Origin of the sequence: Polyangium spumosum (assembly GCF_009649845.1) — a bacterium.
GTDB lineage: Bacteria > Myxococcota_A > Polyangia > Polyangiales > Polyangiaceae > Polyangium > Polyangium spumosum.
Genome location: NZ_WJIE01000001.1, coordinates 151,774 through 176,168, shown reverse-complemented (window position 1 = coordinate 176,168; position 24,395 = coordinate 151,774). Strand labels below are relative to the sequence as shown.

Here is a 24,395-nt window from a genome sequence, read left to right as displayed (position 1 = left end):
GCATCCCTCCCATCCTGCTCGGGGCTGGGTTAGAAAGGCGCGATGACCCGCTCGCCCCATGCTTTCTTCGCGCGAGGCCTCCTCGTCCTCTGCGCGGCTCTGCTCGCCGGCTGCGCCGAGGAGAGCACGGAGACCACCACCGAGGCGACCGAGACCGAGCCGCCCGAGCTCTCCATCAAGAGCCCCGCCGAAGGTGCGTGCGTCTCGATCGGCGAGGCGCCGGACGCGCGGATTCCCTTCCTCCTCGAGGTGAAGGCGCTCTACCTGCGGCCCCCGGGGTACTGCGGCGACGTGAAGAACTGCGGACACCTCGAGCTCTCGGCGAACGGGAAGGTGGTGAGCCGCGGATCGGGCACGGTGCTCGAGTTTCCGCTGATCGGCGTTGCGGATCGTTACGACACGTTCGGGGTGGAGATCGTGGTCGTGGACGACGAAGGCGAGCCGCTCCAGGGCGGCGAAGGCAGCGCGCTCCGCGCGACGCGGACGATCTCCACGGCGCCGTCGTGCGAGGCGGGCGGAGGCGCGTGATGGCGAAGCGGATCGAGGATCGAAGGCGCCGCGCGGCGCGCGCCGTCTTCTCCGCGGCGGCCTTGATCCTGGCCACGGGGAGCTGCGGATCAGGGGCGAACACGCTTCCGAAGTCGTCCGCGGACGCGGCGTTTCCTTGCGAGGCGAGCGCGCTCGACGTCTGCGAGCGGGCGATCGTCGCGGCCTCGAACGAGGGGCGCGAGGCGCGCGCGCTGAAGGACGCGTTCGAGGCGTACGCCGAGGCGCGCGCGAAGCGAGATCCGAACGATCCATGGGCCGCGCTCTTCCGGAGCGCGCTGCAGAAAGGAGGCGCGAAGGTCGCGCTCCTGCTCGAAGCCGGGGCCGAGCTGCCGAAGGGCGCGGCGCTGCCGCCTTCGTTCGTCGCGCGTACGGCTGCGTTGCCCGCGCCCGCGTCGGTCGACGCGCCGCGCCTGCTCGCCGTGTTTGGTGAGGCCATCGGGTGGGAGACGATCGTCCGCGTGCGCGGCACGCCGGCCGAGGTGACGTACGTCTTCCCGCAGGATCCGCTGCGGCCCTTGATGGTCGGGCTCCCGCCCGTGGTGCGTGACGACGCCTCGCTCGCGCGGCTCCAGGCGAACCTCGAGCTCGCGGCCTCGGTCCGGCGCGCTGCCGATCATGCCTCCGCGTTCCGCTACGTCGACGCCGCGCGCGAAGCGGAAAGACTCGCCGAGCTCGTGCGCGCCGCGCCGGTCGACGCCGAGCCGCGGCTCCGCGCGCGGTACCTGCTCACGATCCTGGAGGGCGCCGGCATCGCGCTGCTCCCACCGCCGAGCGCGGAGGAAAACGCGCGCTCGGAAGATTTTCCCGCGCCGACGCCGACGCCGCACGGCACGCCCTACGGCGACCTCCTGCGCGTGCGGGCGGCGAAAGACGAGGACGCGGCCTGGAAGGCGCTCGGCGAGCGCATCCTCGCGGCCGCGCCGGACGACAAACGCGAAGGCTTGCGCGCGCTCCTCGGCCCGGACGAGGCTTGCCTCGTGGCCCCGCCGCCGGTCTTCAAGGGTCCCGACGATCTGGCCTTCGCGTTCACGATCGGCCGCTCCCTCGCGCCCTCGCTTGCGCCCGCGTCGACCCGGAAGAACCTCCTGCCGCTCGCCGAGTGGCTGCCGCGGTACGACGCGTTCGTCCGCGCCGTGGACGAGGCCCGCACGACGTGGATCCACGCCTTCGTGCTCGCGCAGCAGCGCGGCGAGCTCGCGGGCATCTCGCTCGCGCAGACGCCGACGTACCGGCGCGTCTCCACGCTCGTCTCGGCCCACCTCGCCGCGCTCTCGCAGCTCCACCAGGCCTACCCGGATCGGCTCCGCTCGATGAGCGTGGTCACGCTCGCGTACGCCCCCGGCCTCATCTCCGACGCGCCGCTCAGGGACGCGCTCGTCGAGCTCTTGCGCAAGACCGTCGAGGACCAGCTCGCGCGCGCGAAGGATCCCTCGGAGGTGTTCGAGGCCGCCTTCACCGGCGTGATGGCGGCGACGGCGTATCCGCAGGCGATCCAGGGCGCGTTCTACACGGGCCTGCTCGGCGCCTTTCGCAAGAAGCTCGACGGCGACATGTCACGACAGAGCGGCTGGGGCGCGGCAGGCCTCTTCACGACCGACGTGCTCGTGCGTTTGCTCTTCGGCGAGCGCCCCGATCTCGACGCCGCCGCGGCGCAGATCGGGCGCGCACTCGGAGACCCATCCGTCTCGCGCCGCCCGCTCGCGCGCCTCGCCTCGAGCGTGGCCCGGTACCTCGCGCTCGGCAGCGAAAAGAAGCTCGACCCCGAGGCCGCCGATCCCGCCCGCTTCCCCGCAGAGCGCAAGGCCGCGCGTGACGCGCTCCGCGAGGCGATCATGGGCCTCGGCGAGGGCGCCGAGCCCCTGCCCGCGGGCCTGCTCGACGACATCACGACCCTTGGAGATCAAACGATCACCGCGATCGCCACGATCCTCCTCGACAAACCCTCCGGATCCGGCCCGAAATGCAGCGGCGCGAAGGGCGGGCAGAGCCCCGCGGCGCGCCGGGTGCTCGCGCGCGTGGGCGACGTCCGGAGGCGCATCCTCGCGAGCCCTTCGTACAAAAACGGGGACGGCGCTGCGATCCGCCGGGCGCGGTTCGTCGTGACCATCCTCTCGGACGCGATCGACATCACGTCGCGCAGGAACAAGGCCGATCCGTTCACCTTCGTGATCCCGGCCGCGGACGCCGAGCGCGCCGTGCAAGCCGGGCTCGCCGAGTGGGACGAGCGCGCGTTCGCCGACGCGACCGCGGCGATCTACGGCATGACCCGGACCTACCTCGCCGGGCCCAAGACCTCGTCGATCGACCCCGCCCGCGTGCAGAGCCTGCTCCGCGCGCTCGCCGCGATCTTCCGCGACGATCGCGCCGGCACGTCCGTCGGCCTCCTCGAGGAGCTCGCCCGCGCCGCCGCGGCAGAGCAGACGCACGGCGAGCTCGACACGCTCCTGGTCTCGCTCTCCAGGACGTTGCGCGCGAACGGCAAACCCGATCAGGCCGATCTCTGCCTGCTCGGCGGCGTGCTCGTCTCGGTCGCCACGGACAAACCGCCGCCGGACGCGGCGATCGCCGCTTCCTCGGCGCAGTCGTCCGAGCTCGGCTGGGCCATGCGCTTCGCGCGCGAAATCTTCCGGGCGCGGAATGGCCAGACGCCGAACACGAACGAGTACGCGGACGGGATGCGCGGCGCCGTCACCCGCGCCTGCGAGGATCCCGGGGCCGCGGACGCGGTGCTCGCCGTGATGGACGCGATCCGCCTCGCGAACGCCGGCGAGCGCACGCAGGCGCGCGAGAAGCTCGACGCGTTCCTCACGAAGGCCGAGTCGAGCGGGCTCGTGATGCCGCGCATGTCGTACCGCTACGAGGAGAAGACCGTCTCCAAGGTCTTCAACGTGAGCTTCGACGTCTCGTTCGGCGCCGGCCTGCTCGAAGGCTCGTCGACGTTCCAGATGGGCCTCGGCGTGCGCTCGCCCGGCAAACCCGAGGGGTCGTTCGTCGCGCGCCTCGCGCCCATCGCGGGCGCCGAGCGCGACGCCGAGGCCGCGCGTTACTACGTGCACGCCGCCGCGATCGCCGCGGCCTACCACTTCCTCGACGGCGACACCGAGCGCGGCGCCGCCGCCGCTTCCCGCGCGGTCGACGCCGCCGTCTTCGGCACCCGCCTCGGCGGCCGATCGCTCGGCCGACCCGACCCGAAGACCATCGCCGCCGATGGACGCGCGGTCCTCGCCGTCACGGCCGTGCTCGCCGCCGACGCCGGCATGCCCTTGCTCGCCGGTGACATCTGGTCGCTCGTCCGCGCCACGCTCGCCGACGACGCGGACGACGCCGCGCTCCGCGACGTCCTCGCCACGACGCCCGTCGCCTTCGCCCGCATGCCCCAGGTCAAGCCCACGCTCGATCGCGCCGCGCGTGCGCTCGCCGTGCTCGGCGAGCCCCTCGCATGCACGGAGGAGAAGGTCGAGATCGGCGGCTTCGAGGCTCCTTCCTGTGACGCCTACGCCCTCGCCCTCTCGCTCCGCGCGGGCGGCGCGCTCCGCAAGCTCCCGCGGATCCGGCGCGGCGACGGCGGCAAGGCGTGCGCGGGTCCCCTGCCCGCCCTCGACACGTTCCTCGGCTCCCTGGAGCAGAAGAACTACGACCCCGACGCGTTCAACCGCGCCACGCTCGAGCTCGCCTCGGCGGGTCGCGTCTACGACGCCGCCATCCTCCTCGCCCGCCAGCGCCAGCCGAGCCACTGCAACCCGAGCCTCGTCGGCGCGGCCCGCTCGATCGGCCGCTCCAAGCTCCTCGGACCGAGCCTGCGCGCCGACGTGCTCAGCGTCGCCGTCAACTGCGCCACCCTCGACGACGCCGCGCTCGAGGATCTCGCCGCGATCGACGCGGACACCACGTCCCTCGCCGATCGCAACCTCGCCTTGCTCGTCTTCGCCGCCGAGCTCGGCCTCACGCGCAACCGATGGGACGTCCTGGCCAAGCTCGCGAAGAGCCCCACGTTCGTGTCTCGATGGCTCGACACCACACCGGAGGCCTCGCTCCTCGCCCTGGTCCTCGCGCACGCCGCGGCCATCCTCGTGAAGGATCCTTCCCTCGCCGCCGAGCCCGCGTCGCGCTCGTACGATCTCTTCTGCGTGACGCTCCCGCCCGCCGACGAGGCCGCATGCGAGGCGGTCCGGGCCATGCGTCAGCCGGAGACGGATCCCGAGGCCCGCGCCAAACTCGCGCGCGAGGCCGTCTCGGCCGCGCTGCAAAGGATCACCCGCAAGCCGCGGCGATGATATCGTCCGCTCGCTTTCTGGCCCGCCCCGAGGAGACGCTCGCATGACCCAGGCCCAAGACAAACCCCGCCGCGAGGCGGGGATCCTCCTGCACCCGACCTCCCTGCCCGGCACGTACGGCATGGGGGATCTCGGCGCCTCTGCGCGGCGCTTCCTCGACTGGCTCGGCATGGCCGGCCTCGGCCTCTGGCAGGTCTTGCCCCTCAACCCGACCAGCAACAACTGCCCTTACGTCTGCTGGTCGGCCTTCGCCGGCAACCCGCTGCTCGTCGACCTCGTCCGGCTCCACGAGCACGGCCTGCTCGACGCGACCGAGCTCGCGCACGACTTCAACCCCGCGAGCCTCGTCGACTTCGACGCCGTGCGCGCCTTCAAGGAGCCGCGCCTCGATCGCGCTGCCGAGCGCCTCCTCGCGCGCCCCGAGCACCCGCTCCGCGCGCCGCTCGCCGCCTTCCGCGAGGCCGAGGCCTCGTGGCTCGAGGACAGCGCGCTCTTCTGGCTCCTCTCGCGCAAGAACGGCGGCAAGGCCTGGTGGGACTGGGAGCCCGCGCTGCGCGACCGCGATCCGGCGGCGATCACGAAGGCCCGCGCCGAGCACGCGAAGGAGATCGAGCGCGAGATCGCCATCCTGTTTTTCTTCGAGCACCAGTGGAGCGAGCTCCGCGCCTACGCCCACGCCCGCGGCGTGCGTATCGTCGGCGACCTGCCGATCTACGTCGATCGCAACAGCGTCGACGTCTGGGCACACCGAAACCTCTTCCACCTCGACGAGCTCGGCACCCCGAAGACCGTGTCGGGCGTGCCGCCGGACTACTTCAGCGAGACCGGCCAGCTCTGGGGCAACCCCATCTACAACTGGGCCCGCATGGCCGAGGACGACTTCGCCTGGTGGCGCGCGCGCCTCCGCCGCATCCTCGCCCACACCGACATCGCCCGCATCGATCACTTCCGCGCCTTCGCCGCGTACTGGGAGATCCCCTTCGGCGCGCCCGACGCGCGCGGCGGAAAGTGGGTCACGGGCCCCGGGCTCGCGTTCTTCCAGGCGCTCGAGCGTCACGGCAAGATGCCGCTCGTCGCCGAGGATCTCGGCATGATCGACGAAGCCGTCCACGAGCTGCGCCGCGCCGCGGGCCTGCCGGGCATGCGTGTCCTCCAGTTCGCCTTCGGCGGCGACGCGGACAACACGCACCTGCCCCACAACCACGAGCCCGACAACGTCGTCTACCCGGGCACCCACGACAACGACACCACCGTGGGCTTCTGGAGCGCGGCCCCGCCGCACGTGCGCCATCACATCCAGCGTTACCTCCGCGTGAGCGGTCAGGACATCGCCTGGGACTTCATCCTCGCCGCGTTCGCCTCCACCGCGCGCACGGCGATCATCCCCATGCAGGACGTGCTCGCGCGCGGCAGCGAGGCGCGCATGAACAACCCCGCCACGACCCGCGACAACTGGCGCTTCTTGCTCCAGGGCGACGTCTTCCGCCGCGAGACGGCCATGCGCCTGCGCGAGCTCGCCGAGCTCTACGGGCGCGTCGCGGAGCCCACGCCCACCGGAGCCGCGCGATGAGCGAGCAGTACCGCCTCGCCTCCCCGCAGTGCCCGCTCTGCAGCGGCCTGCTTCAAGAGAAGCCGACGCCCGGCGCGCTCGTCGACGTCTGCGCCGACTGCCATGCCGTGTGGATCGACTGGTTCGACGGCGACGTCTCCACCGTCGCCGCGGCCGTCGACGTGCGCCCCGCGGTTTCGCAGGCCAAACCCGGCGATCGCATCTGCCCGCGGTGCAAGGATGTCCTCGCGCCCGAGCACCTGCGCGGCCAGGGCCCCGAGATCCTCCGCTGCCCGAGCTGCGCCGGCGTGCTCATCGCCTCGACCCAGCTCGCCGAGGTCGTCGCCCTCGGCCCCGTCGACGACACCACGCAGGACACGCCGGAAGAGGGCCTCTTCCGGCGCATGCTCAACGCGATCCGCTCGCTCGGCGCCTGACCGGATCACTTCGGCGGAGGCTCGATCGGCGCGATCGTCGTCGAGCCTGCGCCCCAGAAGATCAGGTTCAGGTCTCCCGAGGTCGGGATCTGCGTCGACGTGATGCCGCTCCCGTTCGGATCGAAGGTGATCTCGAAGAGGAAGCCCGACTGGTTGAAGCCGTAGACGCTGCCTGCCCAGAAGGCGATCCCGAAGACGTTGTCGTAGCCCACCGGGCCCCAGTTCTTGATGAGCGCGCCCGTCTTCGGGTTCACCTCGACCAGGCAATCGCTGCAGCCGTTGCCGGTCACCGTGAGGTACGTCCCGCCGCCCTTCACCGACACGATGTCCCCGCTCGACGCGTACCCGCCCCCGAGCGAGCCGACGGTCGTCACCGCCCCCGTGACCTTGTCGATGCGCACGTACGTCGCGATCTGATACCCGACGAGCACCTCCTCGTTCGGATCGAGCGTCCCTGCGGGCACGAACGAGAGCGAGTTCGGGTAACTGCCGTTCTGGATGAGCGTGCACTTCGCGGTCGTCTTGTCGATCGCGACGAGCCCCCCGAAGGTCGTCCCGAAGATCTTCGAGTCCTTGTCGATCGCGATGTCGATGACGTCGACCCCGCACCCTTCGAAGTAGTCCACGAGCGTGACCTCCTTCGTGTAGGGATCGAGCTTGTACAGCCGGTCCGGGCCGTGCCCGAACACCTCTCCAGGCAGCTCGGGCTCCGGCGGACCGCCGTCGGTCGGGAAGTCGAACCCGCCCGCGCCGCCCTGCCCGGCCTCGCCGCCCTCCCCGCCCCCGCCGGCCGAGCCTCCTTGCCCGGCCTCGCCGCCCTTCCCCCCGTCGCCCTGGAACGTCCCGTCGGTGTTCGTGGCCGAGCAGCCGTAGGCGAACGCGGCGGCCGCGATCAAGGCGAACGAAGAAAAAAGCAAGGAGGCGCTTCGCATGGGGAAAAAGAGAGCAGAGCCCCTCCCGGGCGTCAAGGAGCGCACCCAGCGCACGTTTCCCTCGACATTTCTCGCCGGAACCGGCAGGAAACGGCCCGGCTATTGTGGATGGCCTTGCATTCGCTAATGTGACGGAAACTCGGGAACACTCCCCTCGGTCCACGCCGGAGGCTCCAGCATGCTTCGCCGATCGCGTATTCTTTCTCTTTCTTTCCCCACGATCACCCTCGCCCTGCTCACCGCCGTGACGGGCTGCAGCGACGCCCCCCCCATCACCACCGGAGGCGCGCAGGGCGGCGCCGGCGGCACCGGCGGCCAGGGCGGCGCCGGCGGGATCGGCGGCCAGGGCGGCGCCGGCGGGATCGGCGGCCAGGGCGGCGCCGGCGGGATGGGCGGCCAGGGCGGCATGGCCGGCTGCACCCTCGGCACCACGCAGCCGTGTTATTCGGGCCCCGACGACAGCCAGGGCGTCGGACCCTGCGTCGCAGGCGTGCAGACCTGCGAGCCGAGCGGCGAGTTCGGCGCGTGCGTCGGCGAGGTCGTACCCGCGACCGAGACGTGCAACGGCGTCGACGACGACTGCAACGGCATGGTCGACGACGGCGCCGACTGCGTCTGCGTGCCGGGCGAGATGATGGACTGCTACGAAGGCCCGGGCGGCACGGCCGGCGTCGGCATCTGCATGATGGGCAAGGCCACGTGCGCGGCCGACGGCAAGTCCTACGAGGCCTGCGTCGGGCAGGTCCAGCCCGCGGTCGAGGTCTGCAACATGCTCGACGACGACTGCGACGGCAACGTCGACGACGGCATCGGCTGCGCCTGCGTCCCGAACACGTCGATGTCTTGTTACACCGGCCAGGATGGCACGTCCGGCGTCGGCGTCTGCATGCCCGGCATGCAGACCTGCCTCCCGGACGGCACGGGTTACGGCGCCTGCATGGGCGAGGTCCTCCCCTCGCTCGACAACTGCGCCTCGCCCGCCGACGAGGACTGCAACGGCGTGGCGCTCGCGTGCACGGGCAACCACGTCGCGAGCAAGCCCTACGGCGACGCCTCGAACCAGATCGGCATGGACGTCGCGGTGGACAGCCAGGGCAACGTCTACACGATCGGCCACTTCGAGGGCTCGATCGACTTCGGCGGCTCCGTCGGCACGCTCACGAGCGCGGGTGGCTTCGACCTGCTCGTCGCGAAGTACGACCCCATGGGCAACGTCCTCTGGGCGAAGCGGTACGGCAACAACCTGAACCAGGTCGGCAACGGCATCGCCGTCGACGGCTCGGGCAACGTGTACGTCACGGGCTCGTTCCAGGGCACGCTCAGCTTCGGGAGTGGCACGCACACGAGCATGGGCGGCGACGACCTCTTCGTGGCCAAGTTGACCACGGAGGGCGTCCAGGTCTGGGTGAAGACGCTCGGCAACACGGTCACGCAGCAGGGCATGGACATCGCGGTCGACGCGGCGGGCGCGGCCTACGTGACGGGCCAGTTCTCGGGCAACATCACCTTCGGCGGCCAGCAGCTCATGGGGGTCGACGGCCTCGACGCGATCCTCCTCAAGTACTCGACGACCGGTGGCGAGCTCTGGGCCAAGACCTTCGGCGGCCAGGGCACGCAGTTCGGCTACGAGGTCTCGGCCTCCGGATCGAACCAGGTCACGTTCGTCGGGGCCTTCCAGAACAGCGTCAACTTCGGCGGCGGCACGCTCACGAGCGCGGGTGATTACGACGTCGCCGTCGTGCGGCTCGACAGCTTCGGCACGCACCAGTGGAGCAAGAGCTACGGCGACGCCTCGAACCAGCGCGCGTTCGCGGTGGCCGTGGACAACCAGGGCGCCGTCGTCTTCACGGGCGAGTTCGCCGGAGCGATGACGATCGGCGGGTTCGCGCTGACCTCGGCCGACGGGACGGCCAATGTCGACGGGTACATCGCCAAGCTCGACGCCATGGGCAACCCGGTCTGGGCCAAGAGCTTCGGCAACATGAGCGCGCAGCGTGGCCAGGGCGTCGCGGTCGACGTCTTCGGCAACATCGTGGTGACGGGCGAGTTCTTCGGGCAGGTCAACTTCGGCGGTGGCCCGGCGGTCAGCGCGGGCGGGCGCGACGTCTTCGTGGCCAAGCTCGACCCGAGTGGTGGGCCGCTCTGGCTCCGCCGTTACGGCAGCGGCATGCTGACGCACCAGTCGGGCGAGTCGGTCGCGATCGACCCGATGACCAACACCTGGGTGACGGGCACCTTCGAGAACATCATCGACTTCGGCGGCGGGCCCTTCACCTCGGCCGGCGGGACGGACATGTTCCTCGCCAAGCTCGCACCCTGAGCTCGCCGAGACTGGCAAATGTGCGCGGTTGGGGTAGAGCCTGCCGCGCATGCATCCGCTTCACGATATCCACGTCGTCCCCTCCACCATTTCGGACTTCGTCCCCGCGGTGATCGAGATCCCGCGGGGATCCAAGCTCAAGTACGAGCTCGACAAGCGCACGGGCCTGCTCATGCTCGACCGCGTCCTTTACTCGTCGGTCCACTATCCCGCGAACTACGGCTTCATCCCGCAGACGCACGCGGGCGACGGCGACCCGCTCGACATCCTCGTCTTGATGCAGGAGCCCGTTCATCCCCTGACCATCGTGCGCGCCCGGCCGGTGGGCGGGTTTCGGATGCGTGACGACAAGGGCGTCGACGACAAGATCGTCGCCGTGGCGATCGACGATCCTGCGTATGCCCATTACGAGGACGCGACGGCCCTCCCGCCGCACGTCCTCGCCGAGATCCGGCGCTTCTTTCAGGATTACAAGATCCTCGAGGGCAAGATCAGCGAGGTCGACGACCTCTACGATCGCAAGCGCGCCGTCGAGGTGATCGCCGAGTCGCTCGCCACGTACCGGAAGGACGCGGCCTGGGACAAACCCTGACCTCCCCACCCCGACCCGCCCTCTCCGCGTGGTGGAGAGGGCGGGCGTCTGGTGAGGCTCAGCGGTTCACTTGGGCTTGCCGCCGCCCTTGCCGCCGCCGCTGCCGCCGCCGTCCGTGCCGCCGCCGCCCGGGGCGCCGTAGAGCGCGGCTGCGCCGGCCTTGTCCTGGCTCGTCAGGTTGAGCGCCCAGGAGTTCGTCCCATTGCACTGCGGGTAGTGCATGACCGAGCTCGAGTCGTAAGGCGTCAGGCCGCGCCAGTTGTTGTCCTCGAAGCAGGCGCCGGCCTCGGGGCGCGTGTGCTCGTGGCGGAAGCCGAGCGCGTGGCCGAGCTCGTGGCGCAGGATGCCGTCGAGCGAGATGCCCTGCGTCGTGAACGAGCTGTTGTCGATGAGCACGTTGCGGCCGTTGCGGCTCGTGTTCGGGAAGAACGCGCGCGCGAGGTACTGCCCGCCCACGTTGACCGGGCGGACGTCGAAGATGACGTTCTTGTTTTGCGCCGAGCAGGCCGAGTCCTGGTCGCTCTTGTGGACGAAATTGATGTTCGCCGCGCCCTCCCAGGCGCTCGTCGCCTGGTTCATCGCATTCACGACCGTGCTGTAGCGGCTGCCGAAGTTCGTGCTGACGCAATACGTGATGTTCAGCGCCGTCGCCGCGTCCCATTTCACGTCCTGGCCGCCGGACGTATACACCGCGAGCGCGCCGTCCTGCACGTGCTCCAGGTAGAATTGCTCGAGCTCGGCTTCGCTGAACATCGGCGTATCGCCGTCGACGATGTAAACGCCCGTCTCCGGCTCCTGGAAGACGTTCGCCTGGAACTCCTCCCAGGTGATCCCCATTCCGACGTTCTCCACGTCCCCCACCTCGCCGGCATCGGCGACGCAGCCGGTCGCGAGCGCGGCGGTGGCGGACAGCACGAGCATTCCGTGAACGAGGCCAAGCTTCTTCATGCGCGACGTCTCCTTCTTCCGATTCGTGGTCATCCCGGACAGAGTCGAATCTGTACCAGGATCGGGAGGAGCCGTCGATGTGGTAACTTTCGTGACCGGCGCGGAGAAATGTCCGATGTGCGCGCGCAATCGACGCCGCGCGTGGGCGTGAAGGTGGCCGAGGTTCCCACCTTGTCTCCTCGATCCCTGCACCCTAACTCCTCGGACGACACGGAACGTTCGGCGCGCCTCGGACGTCCATCGCTCGAAACCCCGAGGTCACGATGGAGATCGTTCTATTCCTTGCGCTGTTTCTGGCTGTCCCGTCGCTGCTGTACGTGGGAGGGCGTATCGCGGGGCGCGGCGTGTGGGGGCTCGTGCTCGCGCGGTACGAGAAGCGCGGCGGCGGCGCTTACCGCGCCGTCGACGTGCCGATCTGGGTCCCGGGCAAGGCGCCGATCCTGGTGAAGCTCGCGGCGATCACGAGCTTCCTCCTCGGTCAGATGGTCGTCCCGGGGGCGCTCGCGGCGCTCGCGGGGCTCGTCGTCAGCCTGGAGATGCTCGGGAGGCCCGTGGAGGTCATGCAGCCCGTGGTCTTCGTCCTCACCCTCTCGGCGCCGACCGGCCTTTACGTCGCCGGGGGCCTTCTCGCGGCGGGCGTCCTGCTGCTGCGCCGGGATCCGAATGCCGCCACCCAGTCGCGCGCCATCGCGCGTTTTTCGCTCGTGCACAATGTCGTGCTGATCCTCGCGCTCCTGGCCGTGAGTGGGTTCGGCGACGGGGCGGTCCTGGTTTGTATTGCGTATGCGCTCGTCTCGATCGGCCAGGCGGCGCTGCTCCTCGCCGCTGCGCGGGCCCTCGACGCGCGCGCGCAGGCGGACGCCCACACGGCCGCGACGTCGCCCGCGGCCGTCGCTTGATCCCGCGAGGGACGTTCAGTCGCAATCGGGCGGAGCGGTCGGCCCGAAGGGCAGCCAGAAGAACGTGTCGAACACGTTCTTCTCGAAGCAGTTGGTGGTCGTCGGCGACGGGCTGAGCAGCGCCAGGTCGCTCGCGACGAAGAAGAACGGGTTCTCCCCCGGCGAGCCTGGATGCAGGCCATTTCCCGTCGCCAGGTTGCTGAACACGTGGTTGTCCCGGGCGTCCTGGTCCTCCTGGAACGCGCCGCACACGTCCCCGCAGCTCGGTTCGCCGGGGGCCACCACATCGAAGTCCGCGAGGACGATGCCCGTGAAATCGTTGCCGACGACGAGGTTGCCGGAGATCTCCGACGCGTCCACGCCGATGTAAAGAATGCCCTGCCCGGACGGGAACGGCCTGAGCGGATGATTCTCCGGGACCGTGTTCGGCTTGTTGTTGTCGTAGACGAGGTTGTGGCGGACGTCGATCCGCTTGGCGCCTGGCCGGATATCGTAAATCTCCGGCAAGAGGAAGGCCGCGATTCCGATGGAGTTGTTCCTGACCACGTTGTAGGTCAGCTCGACATCGTCGCTGTTCGACACCTCGAGGCCGAGGGTGTTGCCTTCGACCAGGTTGTGCGTGACCCGCACGTTCTCCGACGTCTCGACCCAGATGCCGCTGTCGACGGCGCCCGTGGCGAAGCTCCGCGCGATGAGCCCGTTGCGCGAGAGCGTCGGGAAGATCCCGTAGTTCGGGTTGCCCTCCGCGTGGACGTCGACGATACGGAAGCCGTCGACGCACTCCGTGAACAGCCCGTTGTTCTCGAAATTGCGGACGGTGATGCCGCGGATCTCGACGTCGTGCAGGGCGGGCTCGGCGCAGCCCGTGATGTCGTCGATGCCGGGCTTCAGCGCGAACGGCGGCGCCATGCTCTCGTGGCAGCCCATGCAGTCCTTGTGTTCGCTGGGCACGACGACGATACCGTTGCGCTGCGTGTCGCATTTCTCGACGACGACGCGCTCGGTGGGCGTGCTCAGCCCGACGAGCGAGATGCCGCTCTTGTCGATGACGAGGCCGTTGGTCGAATCGGCGCACACCTGGTACACGCCTGGCATGATCAGGATCGTGTCTCCAGGGGACGCCTGATCGATGGCGGCCTGGATCGACTGACCCGGCTGGACGAAGATCGCGCCGGACGAATGGGCCTGCGCAGGGACGAGGCCCGCGGCAGCTCCGACCCCTACGGCACACGACACGACGAGCACGTCGCGATTGCATTTCATGATGGTCGCCCCCTCCATCTCCGCATTTACCACGATTTCCAGGGGCTGACCAATCAGAGCTCGATCCCCGCCGTCCCCTCCGGCAAGACCGTGAACCGCAGCGAATCCGCCCCCTGCACGGCCATCGCCACGCCGCCCCCGACGAACGGCACGAGCCGTTTGGCGATCTCGAACGAGAGCAGCACGCGCGCCTTGTAAAGCTCGTCGTGCGTGGTGAGCGGCACCCCCTCCGCGAAGAGCCGGTTCGCGCCGAGATCCCCGGCCACCGCGAACCCCTCGGCGATCGGCACGCGCGCGCCCAGCGTGAGCCCCGCGGTGAACGCCGCTTGCCGCCGGCCTTCCGGGGTCGGACGATTGTGCAGGCCGATCCCGAGGATCGAATACGCGTACGCGCTGGCGAATTTCACGCCCACGTTCGCGAAGATGGAATTCGATCCCCAGACGAGCGGGTGAACCCCGCCCCGCCGCGGGATGGGCACGAGGCCGAGGGATTCGCCTTCCAGCTTGTCCGTGACGTTGAGGACCCCGATCTGCACGCCCTCGATACGCCGCGCCACGTTGACGATCCCGATCTGCACGCCGCGCACCTCCGCGGAGACGTTCACGACCCCGATCTGCAGCCCGTCGACGCGCCCGATGTTCGTCCCGCCCGCGATTTGAAGCCCGCGGACCCTGCCTCGCGCGACGGAGACGAGGCCTCCGGCGAGGACGCCGTCCACGTCCCCGCTCGCGTGGCTCGCCATCCCTGCGAGCGCGAGCCCCGTCATCCGCCCGCTCGTCCACCCCATGAGCCCGGCGACCTGCGCGCCCGTGAAATCGCCGCGCGCGATCGAGAAGATCCCGTCGATCTCGAGCCCCTCGGCCCGCCCATCGACGACGTGGGCGAGCCCGATCTGCGCGCCCCGCATATCGTAACCGACCCAGCCCACGGGCCCGATCTGCAAGCCGCCGAGATAGCCGATCCGGCCGAGCACGAGCGCGATGTCGAGGTGGGTGAAGATGTCCGGCGCGCCGACGTTGGTCGCGATCGGATACATGAACCCGAAATTGACGGGGCGGTACGGGACGGAGGAGGGCGACGGCGGAGGTGGATCGTCGGGGACGACGACGGGAGGCGGGTACTCCGGATCAGGAATGGGCGCGGGGGCGGGCGCGGGAATGGCGACGGGAGCGGGTTCGGGGTCGGCTGCGCTCGCCGCCGCGGGGGCGAGCGAGCCGAGGGCGAGCGCGGCGGTCGCGGCGAGCGTACGTCTTGCGGAGGCGGTGGGGTCGGGACGCGGCGTCATGGCGCGGAGGCGAGCTTAACCGGTCTCGGCCGCCGCGCGAAGCCCGCCATTCAGGACGCTGGGCACGAGCGTTGCTTCATCGCTCGGCGGAGTATTGAATCGCATGCCGCTCATCCGCAAGATTCTCGTTCCGATGGATCCTTCGGCCTGCTCGATCGCCGCGCTCGAATACGCGAGTTCGTTCGCGGACGAGCTCGGGGCCAGCGTCGATGTGCTGCACGTGCACGAGCAGGGCGACGTCGGCGTGGGCTCCACGGTGCCGCTCGCCCCCGAAGCGCAGCGGCAGGCCGAGCAGCAGATGGAGGAAGCCATCTCGAGGGCCCGGAGCCGCCTGGGGGACCGGCTCGGCCGCAGCACGCAGACCGGCGACCCGCTGAAGACGATCGTCCATGCGGCGGCGGACGGCGAGCACGACCTGATCATCATGGGGACACACGGCCGCGTCGGGCGGCTGCACATGCTCGTCGGCAGCGTCGCCGAGGGGGTCATGTGGAACGCCCCCTGCCCCGTGCTCACCGTGCGGGTCTCCGAGGGGGAGGAGTCGCTCGCCGAGCGGCTCCGCGGGGGCGTATCGCCCGCGGACCTGGTCCGAGAGCGGCGACAGGGCGCCTGAGCGGAGGGGCGCGGGACCTCCTCGCGCCCGACGAGGGGCCATTGCGCCTCCGTCCTGCCACTGTTTTTCCAGTACAATCCCCCCATGTCCTCCGCCGCCCCCCTCCCTCCCATGGCCCCGGGCGCCCTCCCGCTCGTCGGCCACTCCCTCGCCTATCGCGGCGATCCTCTCTCCTTCCTCCTCTCCCTGGCCGCGCGCGGGCCCCTCGTCGGCATGCGCCTCGGCCCCATCGACGCCTACCTCCTCCGCGAGCCCGACGACATCGAACGTGTCCTCGTCACCGAACACCGCCGCTTCTGGAAAGACCGCATGACCCGCGGCCTCGGCCGTGTCCTCGGCGACGGCCTCCTCACCTCGGAGGGCGACATCTGGCTCCGCCACCGCCGCCTCCTCGCCCCCGCTTTCCACCGGGAGCGCATCGCCGCCTACGGCAACGACATGGCCCTCGCGGCCGAGCGTTTTGCCCTCTCCCTCCAGCCTCGCGAGGTCCGCGACCTTCACCGCGACATGATGCGCCTCACCCTCAACATCGTCGCCAAGGCCCTCTTCGACAGCGACGTCGACGACCGCGCCGCCGACGTCGCGCGGGCCATCAACTTCGTCACCGATCGCTTCGGGGACGGCTTGATCACCCTCTACCCCTGGGTCGAGCGCCTCCCCTTGCCCGACCATCGCCGCCTCCGCGACGCCATTGCCACCCTCGACGACGTCCTGCTCGGCATCGTCCGTGAGCGGCGGGCGCGTCCTCGTGGTGGCTCCGATCTCCTCTCCATGCTCCTCGCGGCCGAGGATGACGCTGGCCGTGGCCTCTCCGATCGCGAGATGCGCGACGAGCTCATGACCCTCTTCCTCGCTGGCCACGAGACCACCGCCCTCGCCCTCTCCTTTGCGTTTGTCCTCCTCGGCCGCAATCCCGATATCGAGGCGCGCCTCTGCGCTGAAATCGACGCCGTCCTCGGGCAGGACCTCCCCACCACCGACACCCTCGCGCGCCTCCCTTATGCCCGCGCCGTCGTCCTCGAGACCTTGCGCCTCTACCCGCCGGCGTATGCCATTGGCCGCGAGGCCATCGAGGACCTCACGCTTTGTGGTTATCGTATCCCCCGGGGCACCCAGCTCTGGATGGCCCAGTACGTCAATCACCGCGACGCCCGGTATTTCCCCGAGCCCGAGCGCTTCCTCCCCGATCGCTGGCTCGGCGGCCTCGAGCGCGCGCTCCCTCGTTTTGCGTATTATCCCTTCGGCGGCGGGCCACGCATCTGCATTGGCAACCAGTTCTCCCTCCTCGAAGCCACCATCGTCCTCGCCACGATCCTCCGCCGCTTCCGCGTCCGCCTCCTCGATAGCTCCCCCCTCGCCCTCGATCCCCTGATCACCCTCCGCCCGAGGGGCCCCATCGTCGTCGCGTACGAGCCTGCTCCCCCGCCCGAACGCGAGCTACTTCGTCCCGCCGTTTCGCCTTCTTGACGCCACCTCTTCCACCGTATCGAGCAGCGGCATGAGCCCGACCGGCTTGTGCAACACGCGCGTCGGCCGGATCGCCTCGATGGGCTCCTCGGCCCTCGCCCCGGCCGCCGTCATCACCACGACGGGCACCTCTGCGAGCGACGGATCCGACGTCTGCGCGATCCGGAATTGCGCCCCGTTCATCACCGGCATCATCAGATCGAGCAGGATCACGTCCGGGATCGGCCCGCTGTGCAGCCGCGAGAGCGCCTCGGCCCCGTTCGCCGCCTCCAGCACCTGATACCCCTCCTCCGAGAGGACCGACGACACCGCCTGGCGAAGGTCCTCGTCGTCGTCCACCACCAGCACGCAGCGGTTAGGCTCCAGCAACGCCCTGGCCCTCCTCCTCGTGTCTCACCCTCCTCACGAGCGGCAGCCGCACCGTGAACGTCGCGCCTCGACCCTCCGTCGAGTCCACCGACACGCGACCGCCCATTTGCTCCACGAACTGCTTCACGATCCAGAGCCCCAGCCCGAACCCTCCGTAATGGCTCGTCGGCACCGCTCGCTCGAATCGCTCGAAGATCCGCGCCTGCGCCTCGACCGGGATGCCGATGCCCCGATCCTTCACCACGATCTCCGCCTCCCCTCGCCCCGCCGTCACCTCGATCGTCACCGGCTTCCCCGCGCCGTACTTGATCGCGTTCGTGAGCAGGTTCGTCACCACCTGATCGAGCCGCCCCTCGTCCCATTGCCCCACGACCCCCGGCTCCGCGTGCACCTCCATCGTGCACCCCGCCGCCGCCGCCGGCAGCAAGTGCCGCTCCGCCACCCGACGCACGAGCCCCCCGAGATCCATCTCCGAGAACGAAAGCGCGAGCTTGCCCGACGACAGCTTCGACACGTCGAGGAGCTGATCCACGAGCGACGCCGTCCGCTCCACCTGCCGCTGCGCCATCTCGATCCGCGGCAGCGCCTCCGCCGGCCGCAGCCCCCCCTCCGCGCGCGACACCGCGCGCTCGAGCCCGTCGAGCGTCAGCCGCAGCGTCGCGATCGGCGTGCGCAGCTCGTGCGACGCCACCGTGAGGAAATCGTCCCGCGTCCGCAGCGCCGCCCGCAGATCCGACGCCAGCCGCGCGAGCTCCGCCGCTTGCCCCAGCACGATCGCCGCCACGGCCGCGCGTAGCGCGCTCGCCGCCTCGATTTCCCACGGCTTCCAGGGCTCCGCGCGCCCCTTCACCGTCTGTCGCCACACCTCGAACGACCGCCGCGGCGCGAGCCGCATCGTCATCGGATCCCGCGTGAGCGGCTTGCGTGGATCGCCGCCCCACGTGACCGTCCGCTCCACCTCCGGCCGGAACCACATGAGCAGCGTCCGCGCCCCTGGGCTGAACGACGTCACGAGCAGCCCGCTCGCCACGGGCGCGAGCGCGCGCGCCTCGGGCAGCTCCTCCCCCAGCGCGTCCGTCGCGTAGATCGGCTCCGCCATCACCTCGCGCAGCCACGCCACGATCCCGAGCACCTGCTCCCGCGCCGGCGTCACTCCGGCCGTCGCCACGTTCTGCTCGTCCACCACGGCCACGCCCGTCGCCTCCACGAACCCCGAGAGCGCCTCCACCTGCCCGAGCAGGCCCCTCTCCGCGTCGCCCGTCGCCGGCGCGCGTTTTCCTGCCGCGCCGAGCCCCTGCGTCACTTGCTCCACGTAGCGCTGCGCGCGCCGGCTCGCGCGGAGCTTCTGCTCCGTCGCCTCGTGTTGCGCGAGCACCTCGACCTGGAGCGACACCATGCGCCCGAGCACCACGCACATCCCGCGTGTCGCCGGCCCGAGCAGCCGCGGCACGCGGTGGTGGCATGCGACGAGGCCGAACAGCTCGCCCTCGCGCACGATCGAGATCGACATCGACGCGCGTGCCCCCATGTTGCGGAGGTATTGCACGTGCACCGGCGAGACGCTGCGCAGCCATGCGTCGCTCAGGTCGAGCGGGCGGCCGGTCCGCGGGTTCTCTTCCGGCACGATCTGCGCGTCGCGCGCCTCCACGTCCCGGATGCACCGGATCGGGTTCTTCTTGTACAGCCGGCGCGCCTGCGGCGGGATGTCCGAGGCCGGGTAGTGCAGCCCGAGGTACGGCTCCATCTCCGCCTCGCGCTCCTCGACCACGACCTCGCCGTGCCCGTCCTCGTGGAACCGGTAGATCATCACCCGGTCGTAGCCCGTCAGCGCCTTGAGCTCGGACGTCACGATTCCGAGCAGATCCAGCACCGATCGTGCTCCTCCGAGCCGCTCGAGCACGAGCTCGAGCGCGCCTGCGATCCGCTCCTCCTCGGGCGGACCTGGCGCCTCCAGCTCGATCACCACGAGCCCCTCCGATCGGTGCATCGTCGCCGTCAACGCGAGCCCCGCGAAGCGCATCGGCAGCGGGCTCTCCTTGCGGAGCGAGGGGCGCCCGAGGGCGCGCTCGAGGGGGCCCCACGACGCTGGATCCAGGAGCGCCCGCAGGGGCCTGCCGACGAGCGCGCGCGCGTCCACGCCGACGAGGGCCTGGGTGTTCTCGCTCGCCTGCGCGATCCGCAGATCGTCCTCGCGCACGGTGATCAGCGCGCCGTGCGGCTGCACGCTGCCCGGGACGTGGATCGGCTCCCGCGCGCACTCCTCGAGCTCTGCGGGCGAGATGTCGAGCTCGGATGCTGCTGCCGCGATGGCCACGCGCGGGCTCCGAAGCAACACCGGGGCCCGATGTCACACCCGGGCGTCCTCGGCCGTGTTTTTCGGATACGAACATTGCCACGACGTGGCATACCCTCGCCCCATGAGCCGGGTCGTCGTCCACGTCGACATGGATGCGTTTTACGCCTCCGTCGAGCAACGCGACGACCCTGCCCTCCGCGGCCGCCCCGTCATCGTCGGCGGCCATCCGCGCCGCGGCGTCGTCCTCGCTGCTTCCTACGAGGTCCGCCCCTTCGGCGTCCGCAGCGCCATGCCCATGGCTCGCGCCCTCGCCCTCGCGCCGGGCGCCGTCGTCGTCCCTCCTCGCTTCGCCGCGTACGTCGAGGCGAGCGAGCAGATCCACGCCATCTTCGAGTCCGTCACCCCCCTCGTCGAGCCCCTCTCGCTCGACGAGGCCTTCCTCGACGTCACCGCCTCCCGCGCCCTCTTCGGCACGGGCGAGGCCATCGCCGCGCACGTACGCGCGCGTATCGCCGACGAGGTCCACCTCCCGGCCTCGGCGGGCGTCGCCTCCTCGAAGCTCGTCGCCAAGATCGCCTCCGACCTCGCCAAGCCGAACGGCCAGCGTGTCGTCGCGCCCGAGGACACCACCCGCTTCCTCGCGCCGCTGCCCGTCGCGCGCCTCTGGGGGGTCGGCCCGAAGACCGAGGAGATTCTGCGCGCGCACGGCTTGCACACCGTCGGCGACGTCGCTGCGCGGGATCCTGCTTCGCTCGGCGTCTTGCTCGGCAAGCTCGGCCCGCACATCCATGCCCTCGCCACGGGCCATGGGGACGACCGCCCCGTCATCCCTGATCGCGAGCAGAAATCGCTCGGGGCCGAGGACACCTTCGAGCAAGACCTCCAGGGCATCGGCGCCCTCGCCCCGCACGTGCACGCGCAGGCCTTGCGTGTGGGCCGCCGCTTGCGCCGCGCCGGCCTCGTCGCGCGTGCGGTCGTCCTCAAGGTCAAGCTCTCCGACCACACCCTCGTCACCCGCCGCGCCACGCTCGACGAGCCCACCGACGACGGAGCGCTCCTCCACCGCGCGGCCCTCGCGCTCCTCGACGGCCTGCCCCTGTCGCGGCGTGTCCGCCTCACGGGCGTCACGGCCCACGACCTCAGCCGCGGCGGCGGCCAGCTCGGCCTCTTCGACCAGGGGGCGCAACGCTCGAAGCGCCTCAACCAGGTCCTCGACCGCATCGCCGACCGCTTCGGCGCTGCGGCCGTCGTCCCTGCCGACGTCGCGCGTCTCGGGCATGGCAACACGGACGACGAGGCGCGCAGAAAAGTCGGCGCGGCCCGATTCGACGAGCCTCCTGGCCACCGCAAGCGCTAGCCAGCTCTTGTCATTCGCGCCCAAAGCTACTAAGGCCGAGCGCATGTCGGCCGAGACCCTCGATGCTTCTCGTGGCGCGCGCAAGACCTTCGTCGCCTCGCGCCTCGGATCGCTGCTCGCCGTGGCGCCGCTCGGCGTCTGGACCGTGAACCACGTCTGGGACAACCTCTCGGCCTTCCAGGGCGCCGAGGCGTGGCAGACGTCCGTCACCCATCACCCGCACCCCGTCGCGCATGCGGCCACGCTCGTCGTCGTGCTCCTGCCCCTCGTGTTCCACACGATCTGGGGCATCGGCCGGCTCACGAGCATGCGCCCGAACAACGAGAAGTACGGCTACTTCGCCAACTTCCGCTTCCTCCTCCAGCGCGCGAGCGCCGTCGGCGTGCTCTTTTTCCTCGGCGCGCACATCTGGCTCGCGATGCTCCGCCCGCGGCTCCTGCTCGGCCATGCCGAGACCTTCGCGGACATCTCGCGCGAGATGCACCACCACATGCCCACGCTCGTGGTCTACCTGCTCGGCACCCTCGGCGTCGCCTACCACCTCGCCAATGGCATCGGCACCTTCGCCATGGGCTGGGGCCTCGCCGCGAGCCGCAAGTCGCTCCGCACCATCGAGCGCCTCTCCTACGTCTTCTTCGTCGTCCTGCTCGCCATGTCCTGGGCCGCGATTTACGCCCTCTGGCGCGCGGGCGCCTGAACCATTTCCCCGGCGTGGCCACTCCGTTACGGTGGCCTCGCCATGCTCCATCACGCTCGCCGCTCCTTCTTCGCTTTTGCGCTCCTCCTCGCCGCCTGCGGTGGTGAGGACACCTCCTCCGTCGCCTTCACCGCGCCCGATCGTGCTGCCGACCAGCGCGCGCCGCTCACGGCCCCGTGTGGTGATCCCGACGAGCTTCGTTGCCTCCTGCCCTGGCCCTCCAGCGCTTACTTGAAGGCCGACGCCGCCACGGCCACGGGCGTCCGCCTCCACGTCGAGGCCACGAGCCTGCCCGTCGCCGACGATCCTCGCTCCCTCGCCCTCGCCGACGGCTTCTCGCGCGTCACCCCGCTCGTCGTGGGGTTCCCCGGCCCCGTCGTGGCCCCCGCGGCCACCTCGGCCGACGGCCCCGTGCGCCTCTTGCTCGCGCAGCCCGACCATCCCCGCCGTGGTGAATCCGTCCCCTTGCGCCTCTCCACCCTTCCGGGCGAGGACACCGCCACCGAGACCCTGCTCCTCGCTTATCCCACGCGCCCGCTCGAGCCCGGCGCCGATTACGTCGGCGTCGTGCTGAACGACCTCACCTATGAAGACGGCGCCGCCATCGCGCCCACGCGCCAGACCCAGGTCGCGCTTGGCCTCGTCGAGCCCGACTCGCAGGCCGAGGCCAATCTCCGCGGTTATCACGCCCCGACGCGAAAGCTGCTCGCGGACGCGGGCATCGATCCGGCGCGTGTGCTCCGCGTCTTCGATTTCACGACCCGCTCCGGCGACGACGCCACGAAGCGGCTCACGGCCATGCGCGAGGCCGCGATCGACGCCGTCTCGCAAGGCAAAATCACGGTGGAAATCGACTCCGTCGTCTGGACCCCGAACGTATCCATCGCGGCCATCGTGCGTGGTCGCCTCGTCGGGCTCCCTTCGTTCCTGGAGGACGATTTCGACCTCTCGCTCGACGCGGCCGGCGACGTGGTCGAGAGCGGCACACACGAGGCGCCGTTCCGGGTGATGGTCCCTGCGGGCGTCGGTGATTACCGATTCGTGATGTATGGCCACGGCATGGGCGGCGACGTCGACGACAGCGCGTTCGACACCCAGCTCGGCCAGAGTGGCGTCGGCAAGGTCGGCATTCGTTTCGTCGGCTGGACCGGCGACGACCTCATCGAGACCTTCGTCAACCTCACGCGGATGGCCGAGGCCACACACCGCTCGACGGCGCGGCTCCTGCAGGCGCTCGCGGACGGCGCGGCGATCCAGCGGTCGATGGACACCGTGCTCGGCGAGCTCCTCTCGGGCCCGACGTTCGACGGCGCAGCGAACCCGCTCATCGACCGCAAGCCGGACGGCAGCATCCCAGTCTGGGCGGGTGGCTCGCTCGGCGGCACGCTTGGCCTCGTGTATGCCTCGGCGGACCCGGACATGCACCACGGCGTGCTCAACGTGCCCGGGGCGGGGTGGTCGCATTTCATCCCCGGCTCGGACGTGTATGCGACGGTGCGGGGCCTCTTGCAGACGACGTACGGCGGCAACCTCGACGTGGGATATGCGCTGGCCTTGAGCCAATCGAACTGGGACGAGGTGGACGGCTCGAGCTGGGCGGATCGAATGCCGGAGGAGCCGACGGCATATCTCATCCAGGAGAGCATCGGCGATCCCATCCTGCCGAACGAGGGCACGGCGCTCCTGTCCGTGGCGGTGGGCGCAGGTCAGGTCGGCGCGGTATTACGGCCGACGGCGGGGATCGAGTCCTCGACGGAGATCGTCGGCAAGAGCGGCCTCACGCAATACAAGGTTCCGAGCGACGACCCGTACGACATCCACGGCTTCGCCGCGAACGGCGGTCCCGCGGGTGACGCGGCGCGGGCGCAGATCACGGCGTACCTGAAGTCGGTCTGGGACGGGCAGCCGACGATCACGGTGCCGGAGGCGTGCACAGGCGGGAGCTGCGATTTCACGAAGTAGGAGGCGGGAGCCGGGAGCTGAGCATGGGTCTCATCGGGCAGGCGCAGAGCTGGGGCGTTGCCCCAGGCCCCACCAGGGGCTGTCCGCCCCTGGACCCGGACCAGCCAGGGGCTGGACCCAACGTCGATGAACTGCGCTCCGCGCAGTTCATCGAACAGCCGCAGTCAAGACCAACAACGACCCTGCCAACCGAGACCGCCGCGCTGCTGGTTCTGCTGGCGACACGGCCTCGACGTCGGCCTGTGGGGTAAACTGCGCGGAGCGCAGTTTTCCCCCCTGAGGTCCAGGGCTTGCCCTGGTCCGGGTCGAGGGGCGGACAGCCCCCGCGGGGTCCGGGGCAGCGCCCCGGCTCTGCGCCTGCCCGATGAGACCCATGCCTTCTGGACAAGCCGACCCCCCCGCCGTCCGATCGCTCCCACACCAACAGGATACCGATGCCTCCGCCCCCCGATCGATCGGGCATCCCCCATGAAACCGATCCCCCCGCCGCCCGATCGCTCCCACGTCGGCATGAAATCGACCTCCCCGCCGCCCGATCGATCGGCCAGGGGGGATGAAACCGACCACCCCGATGCCCGATCGATC

The 24,395-nt window shown here is 70.4% G+C and carries 18 protein-coding genes; 12 read left to right on the top strand and 6 right to left on the bottom strand.

Annotated features, from left to right (window positions below; translation table 11 throughout):
- Positions 1–42: 42 nt before the first annotated feature.
- From GF068_RS00785 to GF068_RS00770, 4 genes are read left to right on the top strand one after another with little or no spacing between them, the layout of a single operon-like run.
- Entirely contained in the window at positions 43–528 is a 486-nt protein-coding gene (locus GF068_RS00785; protein ID WP_153817378.1) for a hypothetical protein, read from the top strand.
- Complete coding sequence (locus GF068_RS00780) at positions 528–4,823, top strand: hypothetical protein (RefSeq protein WP_153817377.1); 4,296 nt, start codon at positions 528–530, stop codon at positions 4,821–4,823. The genes GF068_RS00785 and GF068_RS00780 overlap by 1 nt, the downstream gene beginning before the upstream one ends.
- A gap of 43 nt (positions 4,824–4,866) precedes the next feature.
- Entirely contained in the window at positions 4,867–6,393 is a 1,527-nt protein-coding gene (gene malQ, locus GF068_RS00775; RefSeq protein WP_153817376.1) for a 4-alpha-glucanotransferase, read from the top strand.
- Positions 6,390–6,809 (top strand): zf-TFIIB domain-containing protein, encoded by a 420-nt coding sequence (locus GF068_RS00770; RefSeq protein WP_153817375.1) that lies wholly within the window; start codon positions 6,390–6,392, stop codon positions 6,807–6,809. Before malQ ends, GF068_RS00770 begins: the two co-directional genes overlap by 4 nt.
- Positions 6,810–6,814: 5 nt before the next feature.
- On the opposite strand, the gene GF068_RS00765 is transcribed toward GF068_RS00770, so the two are convergent.
- Positions 6,815–7,741: an NHL repeat-containing protein gene (locus GF068_RS00765; protein WP_153817374.1), complete on the bottom strand. Its 927-nt coding sequence runs from the start codon at positions 7,739–7,741 to the stop codon at positions 6,815–6,817.
- A gap of 178 nt (positions 7,742–7,919) precedes the next feature.
- On the opposite strand from GF068_RS00765, the gene GF068_RS00760 reads away from it, so the two are divergent.
- Entirely contained in the window at positions 7,920–10,061 is a 2,142-nt protein-coding gene (locus tag GF068_RS00760; protein WP_153817373.1) for an SBBP repeat-containing protein, read from the top strand.
- Positions 10,062–10,110: 49 nt separating this feature from the next.
- Positions 10,111–10,653, top strand: coding sequence for an inorganic diphosphatase (locus GF068_RS00755; protein WP_153817372.1), 543 nt, complete (start codon positions 10,111–10,113; stop codon positions 10,651–10,653).
- A 66-nt stretch (positions 10,654–10,719) separates the two neighbouring features.
- On the opposite strand, the gene GF068_RS00750 is transcribed toward GF068_RS00755, so the two are convergent.
- Positions 10,720–11,634, bottom strand: coding sequence for a M57 family metalloprotease (locus tag GF068_RS00750; protein ID WP_240806556.1), 915 nt, complete (start codon positions 11,632–11,634; stop codon positions 10,720–10,722).
- 230 nt (positions 11,635–11,864) lie between these two features.
- On the opposite strand from GF068_RS00750, the gene GF068_RS00745 reads away from it, so the two are divergent.
- Entirely contained in the window at positions 11,865–12,500 is a 636-nt protein-coding gene (locus GF068_RS00745) for a hypothetical protein (protein WP_153817371.1), read from the top strand.
- A 15-nt stretch (positions 12,501–12,515) separates the two neighbouring features.
- Here the strand turns inward: GF068_RS00745 and GF068_RS00740 are convergent, their stop codons facing one another.
- Complete coding sequence (locus GF068_RS00740) at positions 12,516–13,763, bottom strand: right-handed parallel beta-helix repeat-containing protein (protein ID WP_170319237.1); 1,248 nt, start codon at positions 13,761–13,763, stop codon at positions 12,516–12,518.
- A gap of 53 nt (positions 13,764–13,816) precedes the next feature.
- Positions 13,817–15,049, bottom strand: coding sequence for an LA_2272 family surface repeat-containing protein (locus GF068_RS00735; RefSeq protein ID WP_153817369.1), 1,233 nt, complete (start codon positions 15,047–15,049; stop codon positions 13,817–13,819).
- Between the two features lie 103 nt (positions 15,050–15,152).
- On the opposite strand from GF068_RS00735, the gene GF068_RS00730 reads away from it, so the two are divergent.
- Positions 15,153–15,662: a universal stress protein gene (locus tag GF068_RS00730; protein WP_153817368.1), complete on the top strand. Its 510-nt coding sequence runs from the start codon at positions 15,153–15,155 to the stop codon at positions 15,660–15,662.
- Between the two features lie 111 nt (positions 15,663–15,773).
- Positions 15,774–17,129, top strand: a complete 1,356-nt coding sequence (locus GF068_RS00725) for a cytochrome P450 (RefSeq protein WP_170319236.1) — start codon at positions 15,774–15,776, stop codon at positions 17,127–17,129.
- Here GF068_RS00725 and GF068_RS00720 read toward each other — a convergent pair.
- Together GF068_RS00720 and GF068_RS00715 are read right to left on the bottom strand one after the other, a co-directional pair.
- Positions 17,100–17,498, bottom strand: coding sequence for a response regulator (locus GF068_RS00720; protein WP_240806555.1), 399 nt, complete (start codon positions 17,496–17,498; stop codon positions 17,100–17,102). The genes GF068_RS00725 and GF068_RS00720 overlap by 30 nt on opposite strands.
- A complete protein-coding gene (locus tag GF068_RS00715) occupies positions 17,485–19,812 on the bottom strand; it encodes an ATP-binding protein (protein WP_170319235.1) in 2,328 nt (775 codons plus the stop codon). Before GF068_RS00715 ends, GF068_RS00720 begins: the two co-directional genes overlap by 14 nt.
- 103 nt (positions 19,813–19,915) lie before the next feature.
- Here GF068_RS00715 and dinB point away from each other — a divergent pair, with 103 nt between their 5' ends.
- The 3 genes from dinB to GF068_RS00700 are packed head-to-tail and all read left to right on the top strand — an operon-like array spanning position 19,916 to position 23,810.
- Entirely contained in the window at positions 19,916–21,151 is a 1,236-nt protein-coding gene (gene dinB / locus GF068_RS00710) for a DNA polymerase IV (RefSeq protein WP_153817365.1), read from the top strand.
- Positions 21,152–21,194: 43 nt separating this feature from the next.
- A complete protein-coding gene (locus GF068_RS00705; protein ID WP_153817364.1) occupies positions 21,195–21,848 on the top strand; it encodes a succinate dehydrogenase/fumarate reductase transmembrane subunit in 654 nt (217 codons plus the stop codon).
- Positions 21,849–21,890: 42 nt separating this feature from the next.
- Complete coding sequence (locus tag GF068_RS00700) at positions 21,891–23,810, top strand: hypothetical protein (RefSeq protein ID WP_153817363.1); 1,920 nt, start codon at positions 21,891–21,893, stop codon at positions 23,808–23,810.
- Positions 23,811–24,395: the final 585 nt, after the last annotated feature.